The organism is Sporosarcina ureae, assembly GCF_029267015.1.
In the GTDB taxonomy this organism is placed as follows: Bacteria; Bacillota; Bacilli; order Bacillales_A; family Planococcaceae; genus Sporosarcina; species Sporosarcina ureae_D.
Window position 1 is genome coordinate 1 of record NZ_JARIEA010000009.1, and the last position, 17,226, is coordinate 17,226.

Consider the following 17,226-nt stretch of genomic DNA (forward strand, 5'->3'; position numbering starts at 1 on the left):
GTGATTTATCAAATCAAAAAATATTGCTTGAATTACAAGAGTTTAGTAATGAATTAATTAGTTTAAACAAAGAAAGTAAAGCATACTCAGGAGAAAGTTTAACAAGAGTCTTGTCGAGAAATTTAGATAGAGCAAACTATACTTATGCCATGCACACTAGAAGCTTGCCAATGAGAAAATTACATATCTCACCGGAGCATAAAAGAAATCGATATTCGTATCAGAAATACATTGGGGCCATATTTGGACCTAAGGGCTTTCCATTTTAATACCAAACAAAAGAGATTCGAAAATAGTACCGATGATACTGAGATATCTAAAACATATAATGAAAAGAGTTGAGTTATGGAATGAATACTATAGCTAGAATAAAAAAACTCATAAAAAATCCACTGATAATATTTCCACATCTAGGTTTTAATCAAAAGCTAAATTTTTTATCCGATAAAACGTATTTAAAGTTATTATTTAGAAGTAGAATGAAAAAAAGATTAAATTTAGAAGAGCCAGAAACATTTAGTGAGAAACTGCAATATCTAAAATTATATGATAGAAATCCACTGTATACAAAATTGGTTGATAAATATGAGGTTCGGGAATACATCTCAAATACGATAGGCGAAGAATATCTTGTGCCCCTTTATGGAGTTTGGGAAGAGTTTGAAGATATTGATTTTGCTAAGCTACCTAATCAATTTGTTCTTAAAACGACTCATGACTCAGGCGGAGTAGTTATATGTCAGAATAAACAAAAGTTGGATTTAGAAAAAGCTAAGAAAATAATTAACAAGTCTCTACATAAGAATTATTATTATGAAGGTCGAGAGTGGCCCTATAAAAATGTTCAAGCAAGAATTATTTGCGAAAAATATTTGAAAGATTACAGTGCTACTGGGATAAAAGACTATAAATTTTTATGTTTTCATGGTGAGCCAGCAATTATGATTGTAGCTACGGGTCCACAAGATAATCGAACAAAAGATTTTTATGACCTAAACTTTAACCCAATTAATGTTAAACAAATGTATCCAAACAATCCATTTGAAATTAAAAAACCAGAACACTTTGATCGGATGATATCTTTATCTAGAACGCTTTCTGCGAATATACCGCATGTCCGAGTGGACTTTTATGAGATAGATGGGAAGATTTTTTTTGGTGAACTAACCTTCTATCATTTCTCTGGAATGGTTGATTTTCAACCGAAGAATTATGACTATGAATTGGGGGAATTACTTGATCTATCTGAGATACGTAAGACCTAAATGATCTAAAAAATTAAAAGTCTACTTAACAGTTTAGAGTTAATAAAAGACTTAGGTAATAAAGTATCTCAAATGTAAAGATGAAAAGCTCATAGTAAAAAAGAGATTAATTAGTACAAAATGGATGACTAGTCTAAGTAGTTGGTTAATCAATAAAATGCAAATTAACAAATATATTAATATGATTCTTATAGTAGTGATGTTCATGTAATGTAAAGTGAAAAACATTAAATGTGTTGGAGTTGAGACGGAGTTATGATTAAAAAAAAGAATTTAATACCGAGTATGATCTTCTATTTTATAGTAGTAATCGTATCATTGAGTTTATATAGATTGGATAGTTTGAATTCAGACTCAGGCGTACTAATTACAAATATGTTAGTAATAAACCTCAGTTTATTATTCATGATAATTGGGGATAAATATAATTATAGTTTAAATAAAATATTGATGCTTTTTTCTTTTTTCTTTTTTGGCATTGCTCCTGCAATTCAGTATCAAACCGGGACAGTCATATGGAGTAATACACATACTTATACAAAAGAAAATTATTATAAATTGAATCTTATCATTATATTTATTTTAATAACCTACCAATTACTTTATCATTATTTTTCAAAAAGAAAAAGTAATAAAATTGAACAGTCGATATTGCTAAATAGCAATAAAAGTAAAGAAAACTCAAACTTAAAATTAATTGGAATATCTCTCATATCCTTTTTAATAAGTTTATATGTTTATAATTTTAAAATTAATGAATTGCTCATTATAACGGGTCAAACTATTTCATTACAAAGGTCAACAGGACTAGTTTATTGGAATTTTATCAGACCTATACCAGCAATTTCTTTATTCCTTTATAAGAGCAATAGTCATAAGAACCGATATGTAGAAATGTCTTTATGGATGATATTTTTGCTAACGAACTTTCCTACATCCGCACCAAGATTTTATATTGCAGCCTTATATATACCTATAGTAATTATTTACAGTAAAAAAGCTCGAAATAATTATTTAATGTTGAACAAATTAATAATAATCGGACTTTTAATAATTTTTCCTTTTCTTGATCAAGCACGATACGTAGCTAACCTAAAAGAATTAACATTATCATTGGATTTTAAAATGTTTACACAAGGTCATTTTGATTCATACCAAATGTTTATGCACGTAGTTACTGAAAATATAATAACATTTGGTGAACAACTTAAAACAGCTATTTTATTCTTTGTTCCTAGATCGATTTGGGAAGGGAAGTCAGTAGGAAGCGGTACCTTGGTAGCTGAAAAATATAATTTCTTTTTTACGAATGTGTCAATGAACTTTTTTGGAGAAGGCTACATTAATTTTGGATATTTAGGAATACTATTTTTTATTATTATTATAGCGTATATTAATGCTAGGTATGATAAAATTTTCTGGGAAAAATTAGATAAACATAGTACATTGAGTGTGTTTTACCCGCTCTTTTTGGGTTTAGAATTCTTCCTACTAAGAGGCGATATGTTAAGTGGGATGGCCTTCATCATAGGAATGTTCGTGAGTTTGTCAATTATAAATAAGTTGACTTTCTCTTAAAAAGGATAATTATTTTTTAGATATAAATTTGATAAATAAAATAAAATTCTATGGAGATTAGCTAATGTAGTCTGTCTATAACATAGAAAATTGTTACTTAAATTTCATTAGAACAAGAAATCAGGCATTTTGATTAAATGTTTGTGTAACATCTATTTGAAAAATCTGGATAAAAGATGTTGAAAGTCTGTTTTCATCTTGACAATGTCCTAGGAATACTGTATTATATAGATTGTGTTAAAAATGGCCCCTTGGTCAAGTGGTTAAGACACCGCCCTTTCACGGCGGTATCACGGGTTCGAATCCCGTAGGGGTCATACAGAAAAAAGGTATTGCACAAACGTGCAATACCTTTTTTCTATATTCATTTAAAAAGAATACATTAGTAAGTATATGTATAGATATTTATCACAGTGTAGAATGTGCTGCTTGCTACAAAGTATTGAACTTTCATCCGTATAGTGTATGCTACGAGATCTACAAGCAGTATCACGTCCAGTGAGTTGACTAGATGAATGAACGTAGCAAAAAAGTATGTACTATGTTCACCGCTCATAGTACATACTTTTTAAATATTACTTATCTTTCTCCACATCGATGTAGCTGTCACCTTTTTTGTAAGGAATGTCGCCCAATGGTGATTCGATTCCTTCCTCATCCAATTCTTCTTCATATTCTGTTGCTTCTTCATTTCGAACAATACCAACTGGTTCACCCGTAATGTCGGACACTGCAAACTCTTCGTATTCTTCTACGCCTTCATCATTTTCATCGTCATACAGATCGTCATAATCCCGGTTTTTACTTCCAATAAAGTCGGAAGGGGTATCAGATGTTCCGGACTCGGCAATTTCCTGGAAGCTATCTTCGTAATCTATTGCGTCGCCTTCTCTACGGGCAGCAAATGTATTGGGTTCTGCCATGATTAGTAGATCATCTTCAACGGGTCGATCAGTCGGTACATCTTTTTGTGCATCTTCAATGCACACAGTAGTGTACGGTATTGCTTCTAAGCGCTCGTGTTGTATTTCCTTACCACATACTTCACATGTACCGTACGTGCCGTCCTTGATAGCCTGTAGTGCGTTCTGGACTTTCTCCAGTTCGCCTTCAGCGTGCGTGTTAAGTGCCATGTCTTTTTCACGTTCGTATAATTCGGTTCCCATGTCAGCAGGGTGATTATCATACATGGATAGTTCACCTACATCGTCCTGTGCATTATTTACAATCTCCGTCTCTTTTTCTGTTTCCGTTAGACGGTCTTCCATAGCACGTAGTTCTTTTTTTAGTGTTTCTATTTGTTTAGTAGTTAACAATGTAGTCACGACCCTTTCTATATTGCTTTCTTTATTGAAAAATGAAATCTGAGAAAGCTTTCTTACTTCAGTCTTTCCCTGTTTACAAGGAAGGGTAAACCTTTCCAACAAAAAAACGTCTACCTTTTTAAGTGTAGACGTTTTTGATATAGTTTATTCAGATGAAGTGAGCTATAAGAATGCCGATTCCAAGAAGTAATCCAAACAGCGTATTGGTCACGCCTGTATCCTTCATAGCTGGCATGACTTGAAGGGGCTGTTCATACTTGCGGAATGTCTTCACAGCGTGCAAAGGTTTCGGGATGCTCAATAGCACAAGTAAAGCCCAAGCCGATACGTGGCCTGTCAATACAAGCGCAATGATCCATACATACGATACGATGAAAAATATAGCCAAGATGTTCACTGCGTTATTTCGACCTGTTAGGATTGCCATAGTTTTTCTACCACCCTTGGTATCCTGTACAATATCCCGGATGTTATTTGCTAGCATGATAGCACCGACTAGTAGCATGCTTGGCACGGATAGTAATATTGCGTTACCTGTAACGGTTCCTGTTTGAATGTAGAACGCAATCAAGATCAACAACATGCCCATTACGAATCCTGATACGAGTTCACCGAATGGAGTATAAGCTATCGGATAAGGGCCACCAGTATAAAAATAGCCAATTAACATAGAAACGGAACCTACTGCGGCAAGCCACCATGAAGTTTCCATACAAATGTAAATACCGAGAACAACAGATAGCCCATAGAGCATGAGTGCTAAATTTAACACGGTCTTCGGCTGTACACCGTTTCTGACGATCGTGCCGCCAATCCCGATTGAATGTTCATCGTCAAGTCCACGTTTGAAATCGTAGTATTCGTTAAACATATTTGTAGCCATCTGCAAAAACAAACTGGCTACAAGCATCGCCAGAAATAACGGAAAATGAAGTGGTCCATATTGTAGTGCAATCATGGTGCCTAAAAAGACAGGAGCAAAAGCGGCAGTCAATGTGTGGGGGCGTGTCAGTTGCCACCAAACTCGCCAGCCGGTATCGGTTTCTATTGTGTGTTGCACGGGTAATCTCTCCTTATATGTGTAGTCATCATCTGATAGTATACAACAAAAATCAGCAGTTAGGTTATATGAAACAATAGTTGAAGATAATTGTCGTATCGTCTCCCATACAGCGAGACATTATATATTAAGTAAAGCGTCCAATGTGCTAGAATAGAGGTACTTATCGTTCAGGGAAAGTATGCCTGAGCGTAAATTGACGAAAAATATTTTGTACGATGATAAGGAGAGAGTGGGATGAATCGGAAATTGACCGATCGAATGAGGACGGTTCCGGCAACAGGCGCTGATTCTCGTTTTTTTACGGAAACAATAGAAGTGGAAACACTAAGTCCACTTGCTTTTTTTGAAGCAGGTCTTTCACATTATGGGGAGCATCGTTTCTTCTGGCAGAATGCGGACAAGACAGTAAAACTTGTCGGATTAGGTCAGGCAACGGTATTAACAGCGGAGCTAGATCGTTTTCAATCGATTTCTTTGCAGTGGGCAGCACTCTGTGAGGGATTAATTAAAGAAGAGAAAGATATCGATCCCGTGTTATTTGGCGGATTTTCTTTTGATCCTCATACGCGTCAAGATGATGAGTGGAGTGCGTTCCCAGCCGCTTATTTTACTGTTCCTCTATTCCAACTGAAAATTGAAAAAGGGAAAACGTATGTATCCATTAATTATATTACGCAAGAACCGCAAGCAACGGCTGATTTTGAAGCATTGCGTCAAGAACGCGATCGGCTGATCCATATTGCACAAATAGATGAATTCACGTTCCAAGGAAAGCCTGATGTGATCAAGCAGACTGAGCTAGCAACAGATCGCTATATGGATGCAGTAGAACAAGTAACATCGCATATTAAAGAACAAGAAGCGGAGAAAGTCGTTATTGCACGTAAAATCAAATTAACGTTTGAAGAAGAATTTCAAAAGGCCGCAGCATTGCATACCATTACAAATGAACAATCGGCTAGTTATCATTTTGGACTGCAAATTGGTGATGAGATGTTCTTTGGTGCGACACCTGAGCGTTTAGTCGAAATATCAAATGGACATGCGTATTCTGCGTGTGTAGCTGGCTCAATTGAACGTGGAAAAACATCTCAAGAAGATCAGCAGCTCGGAGAAGTATTATTACGTGATAAGAAAAACCGTGAAGAACATCAATATGTAGTCGATATGATTACGCAAGTGTTCTCGGAGTTCTGTACATCCCTTCAAGTTAATAAAACGCCTAAACTTTTAAAGGTGCGGGACATCCAACATTTATTCACACCGGTTGAAGGGGAACTTGCGAAGGACATGGATATATTCCGTCTAGTCGAAGCACTCCATCCGACACCTGCGCTTGGGGGAGTTCCGCGTCAGAAAGCGCTTGAAATAATTCGTGAAGAAGAGCAGATGGACCGTGGCTTTTATGCTGGACCGATTGGTTGGACGGATTCCGCAGGTAATGGAGAATTTGCGGTGGCGATTCGTTCTGGACTGTTAACTGGCAATGATGCATATTTGTATGCTGGCGGTGGTATAGTAGCCGATTCTACACCGACAGAAGAATATGCGGAAACATGGGTGAAATTCCGTCCTGTGTTACGCGCGCTCGGAGGCCGCTTACATGAATGATCACGAAACAGGATTAACGAGTTATGTGCTTCGCTTAACGGATACGCTCATACGACAAGGAGCAACCAAGGCGGTTATTAGTCCAGGCTCCAGATCGACACCGCTTGCGTATGCGTTTACGAACTCTACGCATATGCAAACGTATATGCATACCGATGAGCGTTCTGCAGCTTTTTATGCGCTTGGATTAGTGAAAGCGACTGGACAACCTGTTGTTTTGCTATGTACGTCAGGAACAGCAGCATCGAACTACCATCCTGCTATCACAGAAGCTTTTTATGCGAGACTACCGTTGATCGTCATCACGGCGGATCGTCCGCATGAATTACGTGAAGTCGGTGCACCACAGGCGATTGATCAAATTCGCATGTTTGGAGAGCATGTCAAAGATAGTGTCGACTTCCCTGTGCCTGAAAACAGAGAAGACATCTTACAATACATGGAACAACGTGCAGTTAGACTTCTATCCGTCGCCAAAACTGCACCTCAAGGGCCAGTGCATTTGAATGTGCCGTTTCGTGAGCCATTGCTCATTGACTTGGAAGCCACGGCGCCTGTTAGTCGATTCCAGCAACAGTTAGTAGGGGATCTCGCTGTAACGGAAGAAATGAAAGTAGTACTCGAAACGGCCATTACACAATCGAAAAAAGGCATACTCGTGATGGGCGAGCAACCGACGACTCTAGATAAAGAACGTTTCTGGCAGTTCGCTAGAGCACTTCAATGGCCTGTACTATGTGACCCGTTGTCCAATCTACGCTCACAAGTACCGACAGACTGTGACGATCTTTGTATTGATCAATATGATGCGTTGCTAAAAAGTGAAATGTTTGCCGAAAAGATGCGACCTGATTGTGTCATACGATTTGGTCCGCAGCCCATTTCTAAGCCATTGCTTTTGTTTTTGAAGAAGACTTGCCCCAAAACGTATATAGTGGTGGATGATTCGCCAAATTATCGTGATCCGATTGGTCTGACTACTCATCACTTACAAGTGAGTGCGGCGAGTATTTGGCAGCAAGTATCTGTACCACGCGAGCGAACAGAGTATACGAAACAATGGACTGGAGCCAATCAAATTTCCGCAGACGTAATGAATGAAGATCAACATTTCAATCAAGATGAAGGTCACTTCGTTCGTCAATTTATTGCCAACTTACCGGATGGCTCCGATGTAGTCTGTAGTAGCAGTATGCCGATTCGGGACTTGGATACGCATTTCAAAAAGACAAACCGTGATATTTCGTTGTTCTGTAATAGAGGAGCAAATGGAATTGACGGGGTAGTCTCGACTGCTCTTGGTATTCAGGAAGGTCGTCAACGCCAAACTTATTTATTGATTGGCGATTTGGCCTTTTTACATGATGTTAATGGATTAATTATTTCTCGTTTACAGCAAACTGATTTGACGATTGTTCTGATTAATAACAATGGTGGCGGGATCTTCTCTTATTTGCCACAGGCGTCTATTGAACAGCATTATGAACAATTATTCGGAACTCCAACTAATGTGACGTTTAATCATGTCGCAGCGATGTATGAAGCACAATACGATGCAGTGGATACGACACGAGCATTTGAACAAGCGATGCGAGCAGCTAAAACAGCTAATCTACGAATCATTGAAGTAGCAACAGTGCGTGAAGACAATGTAGAGGCTCATCGCTCGGTATGGCGGGAAATTGCGAAGAGGGTGGAACGCATTGACGACTGAAGTAGTAACGATCAGAGGTATTGATACGCATATTGCAAAGTTTGGAGATGAACAGTTGCCAGCAATTATTTTATTGCATGGTTTTACAGGTTCGATCGCTACTTGGCAACAAACGATTGAAGAGCTCGCGGTGGATTATTATGTAGTCGCAGTCGATTTAATCGGTCATGGTAAAACGGAAGCGCCTGAAACGATAAACCGCTATAAGATGGAAGAGCAAATTGAAGATTTGAATGAAGTCTTGCAGAAGCTTGAAATAACCAAACCGATTCTACTTGGTTATTCGATGGGAGGGCGTGTCGCGCTAGGCTATACGGCAACCTACCCTGACAAAGTAAAAAGTGTACTACTTGAGAGCAGTTCACCAGGCTTGCGTACGTCTGAACAACAACTTGCACGACGCACAGCAGATGCTCAGCTTGCGGATAGGATAGAACAGCAAGGAATGATTGAATTCGTCGACTTTTGGCAGGAGATTCCGCTGTTTCATTCACAAAAGAAATTATCTGACTCACAGCAACAAGCAGTGCGTAGTGAACGTCTCAATCAACGGCCAATTGGTTTAGCAAACAGTTTACGAGGGATTGGAACGGGTAGTCAGCCTTCTTACTGGCAGGCGCTAGAGCAACTTTCACTGCCTGTATTATTGCTTACAGGCAGTGAAGACGAGAAATTTGAAAGTATTGCGCAAGAAATGATGAAAAGCCTTCCAAATGCGCAGCATGAAACGATAAAAGATGCGGGGCATGCAATTCACGTGGAAAAACCTCAACAATTTGCTACAATGATAAAGAGCTTTCTGAAAACAGTGTAAAGAATGAGGAGGAATTAATTATGACCCGTCAATGGGAAGCGCTTCGTACATATGATGATATCAAGTACGAAATGTACAACGGTATCGCAAAAATCACAATTAATCGTCCGGAAGTGCGCAACGCATTCCGTCCGAAAACAGTAATGGAAATGATTGATGCATTTTCACGCGCAAGAGATGATCAGCGAATTGGTGTGATCGTGTTAACAGGTGAAGGTGAGAAAGCTTTCTGTTCAGGAGGCGATCAATCTGTTCGTGGTCACGGTGGATATGTTGGAGACGACGAAATTCCACGCTTGAACGTTTTAGATCTTCAACGCTTGATTCGCGTTATTCCTAAGCCAGTTGTCGCAATGGTTGCAGGATATGCAATCGGTGGCGGTCACGTCTTGCATGTAGTGTGTGACTTGACGATTGCTGCAGACAATGCACGTTTTGGACAAACAGGACCTACTGTAGGCTCGTTCGACGCAGGATACGGTTCAGGATACCTAGCACGTATTGTTGGGCATAAGAAAGCACGTGAAATCTGGTACCTATGCCGTCAATACGACGCACAGGAAGCACTCGACATGGGCTTAGTCAACACAGTTGTTCCGTATGAGCAGCTTGAAGACGAAACTGTTCAATGGTGTGAAGAAATGCTAGGCAAGAGTCCTACTGCACTTCGCTTCTTGAAAGCAGCAATGAATGCAGATACAGATGGCTTAGCTGGTCTACAGCAATTAGCTGGAGACGCAACATTGCTTTATTACACGACGGATGAAGCGAAAGAAGGACGCGACGCATTTAAAGAAAAGCGTAAGCCAGACTTCGATCAATTCCCACGCTTCCCTTAAACAAATGAAAGCTGCCTAAATTGGGCAGCTTTTTCATTACGTCATTTTTAATTGGAGGAGTTTCACATGATGATTCCCAATTGGCTTATGCAACGGGCTAAATTGACGCCAGACGCATCCGCTCTTGTTACAAAAGAAGGAAACTGGTCATACCGTGAATTATATGAACAATCTCTTGAAATTGCACAACAACTTCATCATCTGGGAGTACAACCTGAGAGTAGGGTCGCGCTACTCAGCCAGTCCAATGAACAAACGGTCCTCTTTATTCATGCGTGCTGGTTATTAAGTGTGGAAGTCGTCTGTCTGAATAATCGACTGACAGAACAGGAATTATGCTGGCAAGTACGCGATTCCGAAGCGACACTTGTGCTTGTTGATGATGAGATACCATCACTTCCGGAATTGGATGACGTCAAGAGTTTATTCTATTCTGCAGTTCGAAAGACTAAACGAAAAGAGTTCACTTTACTGGAACAGTGGACTGAAGATCAGACGCTATCGATTATGTATACTTCAGGCACTACAGGGGTTCCTAAAGGAGTTCGACAGACAGCGGGTAATCATACGTCGAGCGCGCTCGCATCAGCGTTGAATCTCGGATTGACCGATAATGACTCCTGGCTTTGCATGATGCCTTTATTCCATATAAGCGGGCTGTCGATCGTCATTCGTTCTGTAATTTATGGAATAGAAATGCGCTTGTACGAAAAATTTGATGCGAAAGAAGCTGCTACACAAATCATAGCGGGGCGTGTAACAGCGATGTCTGTCGTTGCGCTGACGTTGGATCAAATTGTTCGTGTCATGGAAGCAACTGATAGTAAAGCACATTCGCTATTCCGCACGATGCTCGTCGGTGGCGGACCGGTACCACTGAATTATTTGGATCGCGCGGCTGCGTGTGGATTACCAATACTTCAAACGTATGGCATGACCGAAACGTGTTCGCAAACGACAACACTTGGAAAAGCAGATGCGACGAGAAAGCTAGGTTCAGCGGGTAAACCGTTATTTTTCAACCAAGTTGCCATTAAAGATACCGTTCAACCGAGAGAAGTGGGGGAAGTGCTCATAAAAGGTCCTCACGTGACGCCAGGCTATATTGGAAGCCAACGTACACGCAATGCGCTGACCGAGGATGGTTGGCTCGCTACAGGGGATGCTGGCTACCTTGACGAGGAAGGCTATTTATTCATTGTCGACCGTCGTGCTGATCTAATCATTTCTGGTGGAGAGAATATTTATCCTGCCGAGATTGAAAATGTGTTGCTAGCGCATCCTGCTATAAGGGAAGCGGGCGTATGTGGTAAAGAAGATACGGAGTGGGGACAAGTACCCGTCGCATTCATCGTCGGTTCAGTTAATGAGGAAGAGTTAGTAGAATTCTGTTCGAAACGTGTAGCACGGTATAAACTTCCAAAAGAATTTCGATTTGTAGAGCAACTGCCACGTAACGCATCGAATAAATTGATGCGTTTCGAATTGAAAAAATGGCTATAAAAAAACAGTGGAGTTTTCATCCACTGTTAGTTGCCTAATGCTTTTTTCAGTACTTCCAAATTTTGTTCCATGAGAGTGAAGTACGTTTCTTCCTTTTGTATATCTTCTTCAGTAAGCACACTCAAATTATGCAAAGTTAGCGCTTCGGCATCCAGTTCTTTTTTGATCACTTCAGCCAATTTTGAGCTGACGTTTTGTTCAAATAAAATATACTGGATGTCTTGTTCTTTTGCTTCTTTCACAAGTGAGGCTAATTCTTTTTGTGAAGGTTCATTCTGAGAATCAAGACCAGATACTGCAAGTTGCTGTAACCCATAAGCATCTGCCAAGTAGCCAAATGCTGCATGGGACACAAAGAATGTTTTGTTTGGTGACGCATCAGCCATAGTCTTAAATCCACGATCCAATTCTTCTAGTTCATCATATAAAACATCAAAATTTTTCTTGAATGCCTCTGCATGTTCAGGCAATTCATCGGACAACTCTTGCGTGATTTTCTCTGCAAGCTTCGTACTGAGATAAGGTGATATCCAAACATGTGGATCGACGGTATCCTCATGACCATGATCGTCATGTTCGTCTTCTCCATGTTCGTGGGAATGCCCCTCTTCTAATTCCTCGGGATCAATATAGTCGGCGATTGGAACGAACTGCACATCTTCATTCTGCAACGTCTTCTCCGTCTTTTGCACAAAACCTTCGAGTCCAAGTCCGATATAGAAGAATAAATCTCCTTTTGCGAGGGCCATCATATCTTTCTGTGTAGGTTCAAACACGTGCTCATCTGTCCCAGGTGGGTAGATGGATTTCACGTCAACGTACTCTCCACCAATGCGTTCAGTGAAGTATTGCAACGGGTAGACTGTTGTATAGACGAGTAATTGATCGGATGATGAATCATCCGGTTCGGTCGTTGCCTTATTGGTACAACCACTTAAAACGAGTAGTAGGGTAGCGCCTAGCAACAGCAAACGATTTTTCATTAGAAAAGCCTCCGTGACGTAATCGGAATGATTACTATTTAGATTATTTTCTCATCATACAAGATATGATATATGTTTGCAACCTAGTACTGCTTGTTTTTATTCGTTTTTTTGGGAGGCACCGGATCGAATCCACCTTTATGAAAAGGATGACATTTTAAAATCCGCATGACTGCAAGCCAACTACCTTTTAGTGCTCCATGTGTTTCAATTGCTTCTACCCCGTAATGTGAACAAGTCGGATGAAATCGGCAAGAGGGTGGTGATAAGGGAGAAATAAATTTTTGATAGAACCGGATCAATCGTATAAATATTTTCTTTAGCATATCCATCACCTTCTGACGTAATAAGGTTTAGTTTACCTATAGATGTGGTAAATTAAAAGAGAGAAGCATAATACAATTTAAGAGGAGTGTTTTTTTTATGTCTAAAGAATTAATTCAAGAACTAAACAAACAAGTATCTACTTGGTCGGTGTTGTATGCGAAACTTCATAACTACCACTGGTATGTAAAAGGAAATCAATTCTTCACATTGCACGCAAAGTTTGAAGAATTATATAACGAAGCAACGGCGCATATGGATGAAATCGCAGAGCGCGTGCTAACTTTAGGCGGCGAACCGACTGCAACACTATCACAGCATTTGACTGAATCTGTTGTTGACGAAGCAAAAGGCACAGAAAAAGCGAATGAAATGGTACAGGCATTAGTAGATGACTTCGATAAGACAATGAAATCATTGAAAAAAGGTATGGATCTGGCGGCCAAAGATTCTGATGATATGACAGAAGATATGTTAAACGCAATTTATCAGAGCGTAGAAAAGCATCAGTGGATGTTGAATGCGTTCCTTGGTGAAACAAACGAATAACACTCTTCAATCAACAAGAAATTAACCGATAGTAAGAAGTGAACACCAGAAAGGAGTTGAACGTTATGGATATCAATTCAATTATGTCCAGCCAGTTGAGAAGCTTGCAATCAACCGTTCAAATGAGCGTCATGAATAAGGCCCTTTCAATGGAAACTTCCGCTATGAATGATATGTTGAATGGCCTCGAAAATCAGCCTGTCGCGCACCCCACAAAGGGCGCTTCAATTGATATCAAGGCTTGATTGGAAAACACGCATCTCGTATGACTAGAGATGTGTGTTTTTTAATGGACGCAATCAAAAAGAATGGTAGACTATAAAAAACATGAAATAGTAGGAGGTAGATTAAATATGGCACAAGGTCAATTTCTACGTAATTTAATTATCGAAACACCTTCAAAACCTGGTAATTTGGGTAAGGTGACAATGGCAATTGGACAGCTAAATGGAGATATCGGCGACATTCAAACAATTAAAGTTGGAACGATTTCTACAATCAGAGAAATCGCACTACTATGTAATGATAAAGACCATTTAGAGGAAATTGTCGAAGCAATAGATAATTTGAAAAATGGCATTAAAGTTCAAGCGATTACAGATGATGTACTGCAAATGCATGAAGGCGGTAAAATTCATATGAAAGCCACACATCAAATCCGTTCTCTTGCAGATTTACGCAGAGTGTACACACCGGGTGTAGCTAGCGTATGTAAAACGATTTACGAAGATCCCGAACAAGCCAACTATTTCACAGGCATTTCAAATTCGGTAGCAATCGTGACAGATGGTACAGCTATTTTGGGACTCGGGGATATTGGTCCAGTAGCAGGTATGCCCGTCATGGAAGGAAAGGCCGTATTATTTGATCAATTCGTTGGCATTAGTGGTATTCCGATATTACTTGATACGAGTGATCCGGATGAAGTAGTAGCTACGGTCAAACATATCCATCAAGGTTTCGGCGCAATTTTATTAGAAGATATAGGTTCTCCACATTGCTTTGAAATTGAAGAACGTCTAAAAAAAGAATTGCCAATTCCGGTTATGCATGATGACCAGCATGGCACAGCAGTCGTAGCATTAGCAGCAGCACTCACTGCATGTAAACATGTCGATGTGGATTTAGCCAATTCTTCGGTTGGACAAATCGGACTAGGTGCTGCAGGATTAGCGATCAGTCGTATGTTTATGGCATATGGTGTAGAGGAAATGAAGGGAACGGATCCAAACCCTCACGCTAAAGAAATGTTAGCAGAGCACGGCGGTACTGTTGTCGATACGATGGAGGAAATCATGGAGACCTGTGACCTAATCATTGCCACAACAGGTGTAGCTAACTTGATCAAGCCTGAAATGATTCGTAAAGGTCAAATTATTTTGGCTTTATCCAATCCAAATGCGGAAATTGCTCCGGATGTCGCATTGGAAGCAGGCGCGGCTTATGCAGCTGATGGTCGTCTAGTCAATAATGTTCTTGGTTTTCCAGGAATCTTCCGCGGTGCATTAAATGCGAATGCCGAGTCGATTACATATCCAATGCTTATTGCTGCAGCTCTAGCGATTGTCGATAGCACGAAACGAGACGATTTAGTACCACATCCTTTAGATCCTAACGTACACATTAACGTAGCGTTGGCGGTTGAAAAAGTAGTATATGAAGAGCAAAATCGAGAAATATAATACGAAGACCTATTGACGAAATACCGTTAATAGGTTTTTTTAATGCAGAATATATTTTTCGTAACGAGCCATGCTACGTAAAAAAGAAAGTAGGATGATTATGACAGAAGAAAGATATCCAATGTATATATCACTGAACCACAAATTAGTTCACGCAGATCCTCACTCCTCAACATGGGAATATAAAGTAGAAGTGACAAAGGAAGTATATCCTATATTTGAAAAGCTTTTTTCACAAATGGAACAATTAGAATTCCAAAACTTTCTTCGGTCCCATTTACCGTATATTCCCTATCATTATGACAAAGACAATGACAGAGTCGATTTGCGCTTGAAGAAGGTCTTTGCATTGATCCATGAATATACCGACGATGAGTCCAAGCGTTTTATCGAGCAACTACCGTTATTTCGTTGAATCTTCACGTGCCTTTCCGCTACACTAGAGGAAAGGACGTGATCCATAATGCTGAAATTTGAAGATTTACAGGGAGCCAATGTCGAATTGACGTTTGGACTGAACTCACATCATATTGAACCTCGCCATGTGCTCGTTGTCATTAAGCACAACGAGCGTTGGTTATTGACTAAACATAGAATACGCGGCATTGAATTTCCAGGTGGAAAAGCAGAATGGGGAGAGACCATTGAACAAGCGGCAATTCGGGAAACGATGGAAGAAACAGGGGTCACAATAGAAAATGTGCATTCATTTGCTGAGTACGTCGTCTTTACCGCCCCCCCTTTTTGCAAAGCCGTTTTCACAGGGGATATTACGCATATAGAAAAGGACTTTACGTTAATGGAAACGGAAGGCGCGGTTTGGATGACAGACGCTGAGTTAGACGCTTGTACAGAACTTAGTTTTCATATGAAAGATCGTGGAATGAGTGAACTGAGAAAGTGGGTGGAAGCGAATGGTCGAACAAACTAATGGAAAGATCATTCGACGAAGAGACTATCCTTCCCCAAACCCACACGTTAAATTGGAGGAAATCACCTATAGCTCTGACGGTTTGCTAGTAAAAGGCCTCTTAGCCACACCAAAAGCGGAAGGCCACTATGACGGTTTGCTTTATTTACGTGGCGGCATCCAACATGTAGGGATGGTTAGACCGGCTCGTATTGCCCAATTTGCGTCCCATGGTCTTGTGGTATTCGCTCCTTATTATCGCGGCAATCGTGGCGGCGAAGGGAAGGATGAATTTGCAGGCGAAGACCGCAATGATGCAGTGGTGGGAGTAGATGTGCTGAAACAACAAAGTAGTGTCAACTCAGATCGGATTCATCTATTTTCCTTTTCGAGAGGCGGTATAATGGCGCTCTGGACTGCTATTATACGTGAAGATCTAACGTCCGCGGTGGCATGGGCTGGAGTCTCAGACGTAGTCTTCACGTACAAAGAGCGACAGGATATGCGCCGCATGATGAAGCGTGTCATCGGTGGCACCCCGAATAATCAACCCGATGCGTATCGTGAGCGTACAGCTTTATTCCGTGTACAGGACATCGATATACCGACGCTCATTATTCATGGGACGCTCGATACAAATGTTTCATTTGAACAGGCGTTATTGCTCGAGAGTGCTTTGAGTGAGGCGAATAAAGAGTTTGAAACTTGGTATTTGGAAGGCTATACGCATTATATTCCACCTGAAATGAATCGGCGGCTTGTGAAAGATGCAGTGGATTGGATGAAGCGGCAGAGAAGGGGATAGGTCAAACATTGTAAATGGTTTTTTATGGTCGTTGCTCGAATTTGGCTTGGTTATTGAAAGTAGTGAGGGTCATGCTTTGGACTCGCGCAGGCACGTGGGGGATTGCCTCCAGCCGTGAGCCAACTAGCGGTGGAGCTGCTAGTTGTCTCATGGCCACGGCCTACCCCGCAGTTGTGCCTGCACTACTAAGTGGTTGACAAGTTGGATTGTGGTTTATAGAAGATGAAGATCAGTGGATCGGTGATACCTTTCTTCGGTTTT

General features: G+C 40.3%; 19 protein-coding genes and 1 tRNA gene. 16 read left to right on the forward strand and 4 right to left on the reverse strand.

Translation table 11 applies throughout. The features are described from left to right. From Q7P97_RS01730 to Q7P97_RS01745, 4 genes are all read left to right on the forward strand, one after another. Positions 1 to 269 (forward strand): hypothetical protein (locus tag Q7P97_RS01730; protein ID WP_303965654.1); only part of this gene is annotated, 269 nt, incomplete at its 5' end. 81 nt (positions 270 to 350) lie between these two features. Next, positions 351 to 1,265 carry an ATP-grasp fold amidoligase family protein gene (locus Q7P97_RS01735; RefSeq protein ID WP_303965657.1) on the forward strand — a complete coding sequence of 305 codons (915 nt, stop codon included), beginning with the start codon at positions 351 to 353 and terminating at the stop codon, positions 1,263 to 1,265. Between the two features lie 255 nt (positions 1,266 to 1,520). Next, positions 1,521 to 2,843 carry a hypothetical protein gene (locus tag Q7P97_RS01740; protein WP_303965660.1) on the forward strand — a complete coding sequence of 441 codons (1,323 nt, stop codon included), beginning with the start codon at positions 1,521 to 1,523 and terminating at the stop codon, positions 2,841 to 2,843. Between the two features lie 245 nt (positions 2,844 to 3,088). After that, positions 3,089 to 3,160: transfer RNA gene (locus Q7P97_RS01745), tRNA-Glu, on the forward strand. A 258-nt stretch (positions 3,161 to 3,418) separates the two neighbouring features. On the opposite strand, the gene Q7P97_RS01750 is transcribed toward Q7P97_RS01745, so the two are convergent. Together Q7P97_RS01750 and Q7P97_RS01755 are read right to left on the reverse strand one after the other, a co-directional pair. Continuing rightward, complete coding sequence (locus tag Q7P97_RS01750) at positions 3,419 to 4,168, reverse strand: TraR/DksA C4-type zinc finger protein (RefSeq protein ID WP_303965663.1); 750 nt, start codon at positions 4,166 to 4,168, stop codon at positions 3,419 to 3,421. A 148-nt stretch (positions 4,169 to 4,316) separates the two neighbouring features. After that, positions 4,317 to 5,228 carry a 1,4-dihydroxy-2-naphthoate polyprenyltransferase gene (locus Q7P97_RS01755; protein ID WP_303965666.1) on the reverse strand — a complete coding sequence of 304 codons (912 nt, stop codon included), beginning with the start codon at positions 5,226 to 5,228 and terminating at the stop codon, positions 4,317 to 4,319. Positions 5,229 to 5,465: 237 nt separating this feature from the next. On the opposite strand from Q7P97_RS01755, the gene Q7P97_RS01760 reads away from it, so the two are divergent. The 5 genes from Q7P97_RS01760 to Q7P97_RS01780 all read left to right on the forward strand — a co-directional run bounded on the left by Q7P97_RS01760 (position 5,466) and on the right by Q7P97_RS01780 (position 11,712). Continuing rightward, the gene (locus Q7P97_RS01760; protein WP_303965670.1) at positions 5,466 to 6,842 is read left to right on the forward strand and encodes an isochorismate synthase; all 1,377 of its coding nucleotides are present in this window, start codon (positions 5,466 to 5,468) and stop codon (positions 6,840 to 6,842) included. Next, complete coding sequence (menD, locus tag Q7P97_RS01765; RefSeq protein WP_303965673.1) at positions 6,835 to 8,556, forward strand: 2-succinyl-5-enolpyruvyl-6-hydroxy-3-cyclohexene-1-carboxylic-acid synthase; 1,722 nt, start codon at positions 6,835 to 6,837, stop codon at positions 8,554 to 8,556. The genes Q7P97_RS01760 and menD overlap by 8 nt, the downstream gene beginning before the upstream one ends. Continuing rightward, entirely contained in the window at positions 8,546 to 9,370 is an 825-nt protein-coding gene (gene menH, locus Q7P97_RS01770; protein WP_303965676.1) for a 2-succinyl-6-hydroxy-2,4-cyclohexadiene-1-carboxylate synthase, read from the forward strand. The genes menD and menH overlap by 11 nt, the downstream gene beginning before the upstream one ends. Before the next feature lie 20 nt (positions 9,371 to 9,390). Next, a complete protein-coding gene (menB, locus tag Q7P97_RS01775) occupies positions 9,391 to 10,209 on the forward strand; it encodes a 1,4-dihydroxy-2-naphthoyl-CoA synthase (RefSeq protein ID WP_303965679.1) in 819 nt (272 codons plus the stop codon). Between the two features lie 66 nt (positions 10,210 to 10,275). Next, complete coding sequence (locus tag Q7P97_RS01780) at positions 10,276 to 11,712, forward strand: o-succinylbenzoate--CoA ligase (RefSeq protein WP_303965682.1); 1,437 nt, start codon at positions 10,276 to 10,278, stop codon at positions 11,710 to 11,712. 26 nt (positions 11,713 to 11,738) lie between these two features. Here Q7P97_RS01780 and Q7P97_RS01785 read toward each other — a convergent pair whose 3' ends face one another. Both Q7P97_RS01785 and yidD read right to left on the reverse strand, forming a co-directional pair. Then, positions 11,739 to 12,695: a metal ABC transporter solute-binding protein, Zn/Mn family gene (locus tag Q7P97_RS01785; RefSeq protein WP_303965684.1), complete on the reverse strand. Its 957-nt coding sequence runs from the start codon at positions 12,693 to 12,695 to the stop codon at positions 11,739 to 11,741. A gap of 83 nt (positions 12,696 to 12,778) precedes the next feature. After that, complete coding sequence (gene yidD, locus Q7P97_RS01790; protein WP_303965687.1) at positions 12,779 to 13,021, reverse strand: membrane protein insertion efficiency factor YidD; 243 nt, start codon at positions 13,019 to 13,021, stop codon at positions 12,779 to 12,781. A gap of 97 nt (positions 13,022 to 13,118) precedes the next feature. Here yidD and Q7P97_RS01795 point away from each other — a divergent pair, with 97 nt between their 5' ends. From Q7P97_RS01795 to Q7P97_RS01825, 7 genes are all read left to right on the forward strand, one after another. Further along, positions 13,119 to 13,568 (forward strand): Dps family protein, encoded by a 450-nt coding sequence (locus tag Q7P97_RS01795; protein WP_303965690.1) that lies wholly within the window; start codon positions 13,119 to 13,121, stop codon positions 13,566 to 13,568. 65 nt (positions 13,569 to 13,633) lie between these two features. Beyond that, the gene (locus Q7P97_RS01800; RefSeq protein ID WP_029055127.1) at positions 13,634 to 13,813 is read left to right on the forward strand and encodes a putative motility protein; all 180 of its coding nucleotides are present in this window, start codon (positions 13,634 to 13,636) and stop codon (positions 13,811 to 13,813) included. A gap of 108 nt (positions 13,814 to 13,921) precedes the next feature. Then, positions 13,922 to 15,250, forward strand: a complete 1,329-nt coding sequence (locus Q7P97_RS01805; protein WP_303965696.1) for an NAD-dependent malic enzyme — start codon at positions 13,922 to 13,924, stop codon at positions 15,248 to 15,250. Positions 15,251 to 15,350: 100 nt separating this feature from the next. Further along, positions 15,351 to 15,665: a transposase gene (locus Q7P97_RS01810; RefSeq protein ID WP_303965699.1), complete on the forward strand. Its 315-nt coding sequence runs from the start codon at positions 15,351 to 15,353 to the stop codon at positions 15,663 to 15,665. 48 nt (positions 15,666 to 15,713) lie between these two features. Beyond that, positions 15,714 to 16,181, forward strand: a complete 468-nt coding sequence (locus Q7P97_RS01815; RefSeq protein WP_303965702.1) for an NUDIX domain-containing protein — start codon at positions 15,714 to 15,716, stop codon at positions 16,179 to 16,181. Continuing rightward, positions 16,165 to 16,965 (forward strand): alpha/beta hydrolase family protein, encoded by an 801-nt coding sequence (locus Q7P97_RS01820; RefSeq protein ID WP_303965704.1) that lies wholly within the window; start codon positions 16,165 to 16,167, stop codon positions 16,963 to 16,965. Before Q7P97_RS01815 ends, Q7P97_RS01820 begins: the two co-directional genes overlap by 17 nt. Before the next feature lie 71 nt (positions 16,966 to 17,036). After that, positions 17,037 to 17,162, forward strand: coding sequence for a hypothetical protein (locus Q7P97_RS01825; protein WP_303965707.1), 126 nt, complete (start codon positions 17,037 to 17,039; stop codon positions 17,160 to 17,162). Positions 17,163 to 17,226: the final 64 nt, after the last annotated feature.

Excerpts from the sequence above, each read along its gene's own strand:
- Q7P97_RS01820 (WP_303965704.1), top strand. The coding sequence starts at position 16,165 with ATGGTCGAACAAACTAATGGAAAGATCATTCGACGAAGAGACTATCCT.
- Q7P97_RS01805 (WP_303965696.1), top strand. The coding sequence starts at position 13,922 with ATGGCACAAGGTCAATTTCTACGTAATTTAATTATCGAAACACCTTCA.
- Q7P97_RS01825 (WP_303965707.1), top strand. The coding sequence starts at position 17,037 with ATGCTTTGGACTCGCGCAGGCACGTGGGGGATTGCCTCCAGCCGTGAG.
- menD (WP_303965673.1), top strand. The coding sequence starts at position 6,835 with ATGAATGATCACGAAACAGGATTAACGAGTTATGTGCTTCGCTTAACG.
- Q7P97_RS01735 (WP_303965657.1), top strand. The coding sequence starts at position 351 with ATGAATACTATAGCTAGAATAAAAAAACTCATAAAAAATCCACTGATA.
- Q7P97_RS01780 (WP_303965682.1), top strand. The coding sequence starts at position 10,276 with ATGATGATTCCCAATTGGCTTATGCAACGGGCTAAATTGACGCCAGAC.
- Q7P97_RS01800 (WP_029055127.1), top strand. The coding sequence starts at position 13,634 with ATGGATATCAATTCAATTATGTCCAGCCAGTTGAGAAGCTTGCAATCA.
- Q7P97_RS01760 (WP_303965670.1), top strand. The coding sequence starts at position 5,466 with ATGAATCGGAAATTGACCGATCGAATGAGGACGGTTCCGGCAACAGGC.
- Q7P97_RS01815 (WP_303965702.1), top strand. The coding sequence starts at position 15,714 with ATGCTGAAATTTGAAGATTTACAGGGAGCCAATGTCGAATTGACGTTT.
- Q7P97_RS01740 (WP_303965660.1), top strand. The coding sequence starts at position 1,521 with ATGATTAAAAAAAAGAATTTAATACCGAGTATGATCTTCTATTTTATA.
- Q7P97_RS01810 (WP_303965699.1), top strand. The coding sequence starts at position 15,351 with ATGACAGAAGAAAGATATCCAATGTATATATCACTGAACCACAAATTA.
- yidD (WP_303965687.1), bottom strand. The coding sequence starts at position 13,021 with ATGCTAAAGAAAATATTTATACGATTGATCCGGTTCTATCAAAAATTT.
- Q7P97_RS01785 (WP_303965684.1), bottom strand. The coding sequence starts at position 12,695 with ATGAAAAATCGTTTGCTGTTGCTAGGCGCTACCCTACTACTCGTTTTA.
- menB (WP_303965679.1), top strand. The coding sequence starts at position 9,391 with ATGACCCGTCAATGGGAAGCGCTTCGTACATATGATGATATCAAGTAC.
- Q7P97_RS01795 (WP_303965690.1), top strand. The coding sequence starts at position 13,119 with ATGTCTAAAGAATTAATTCAAGAACTAAACAAACAAGTATCTACTTGG.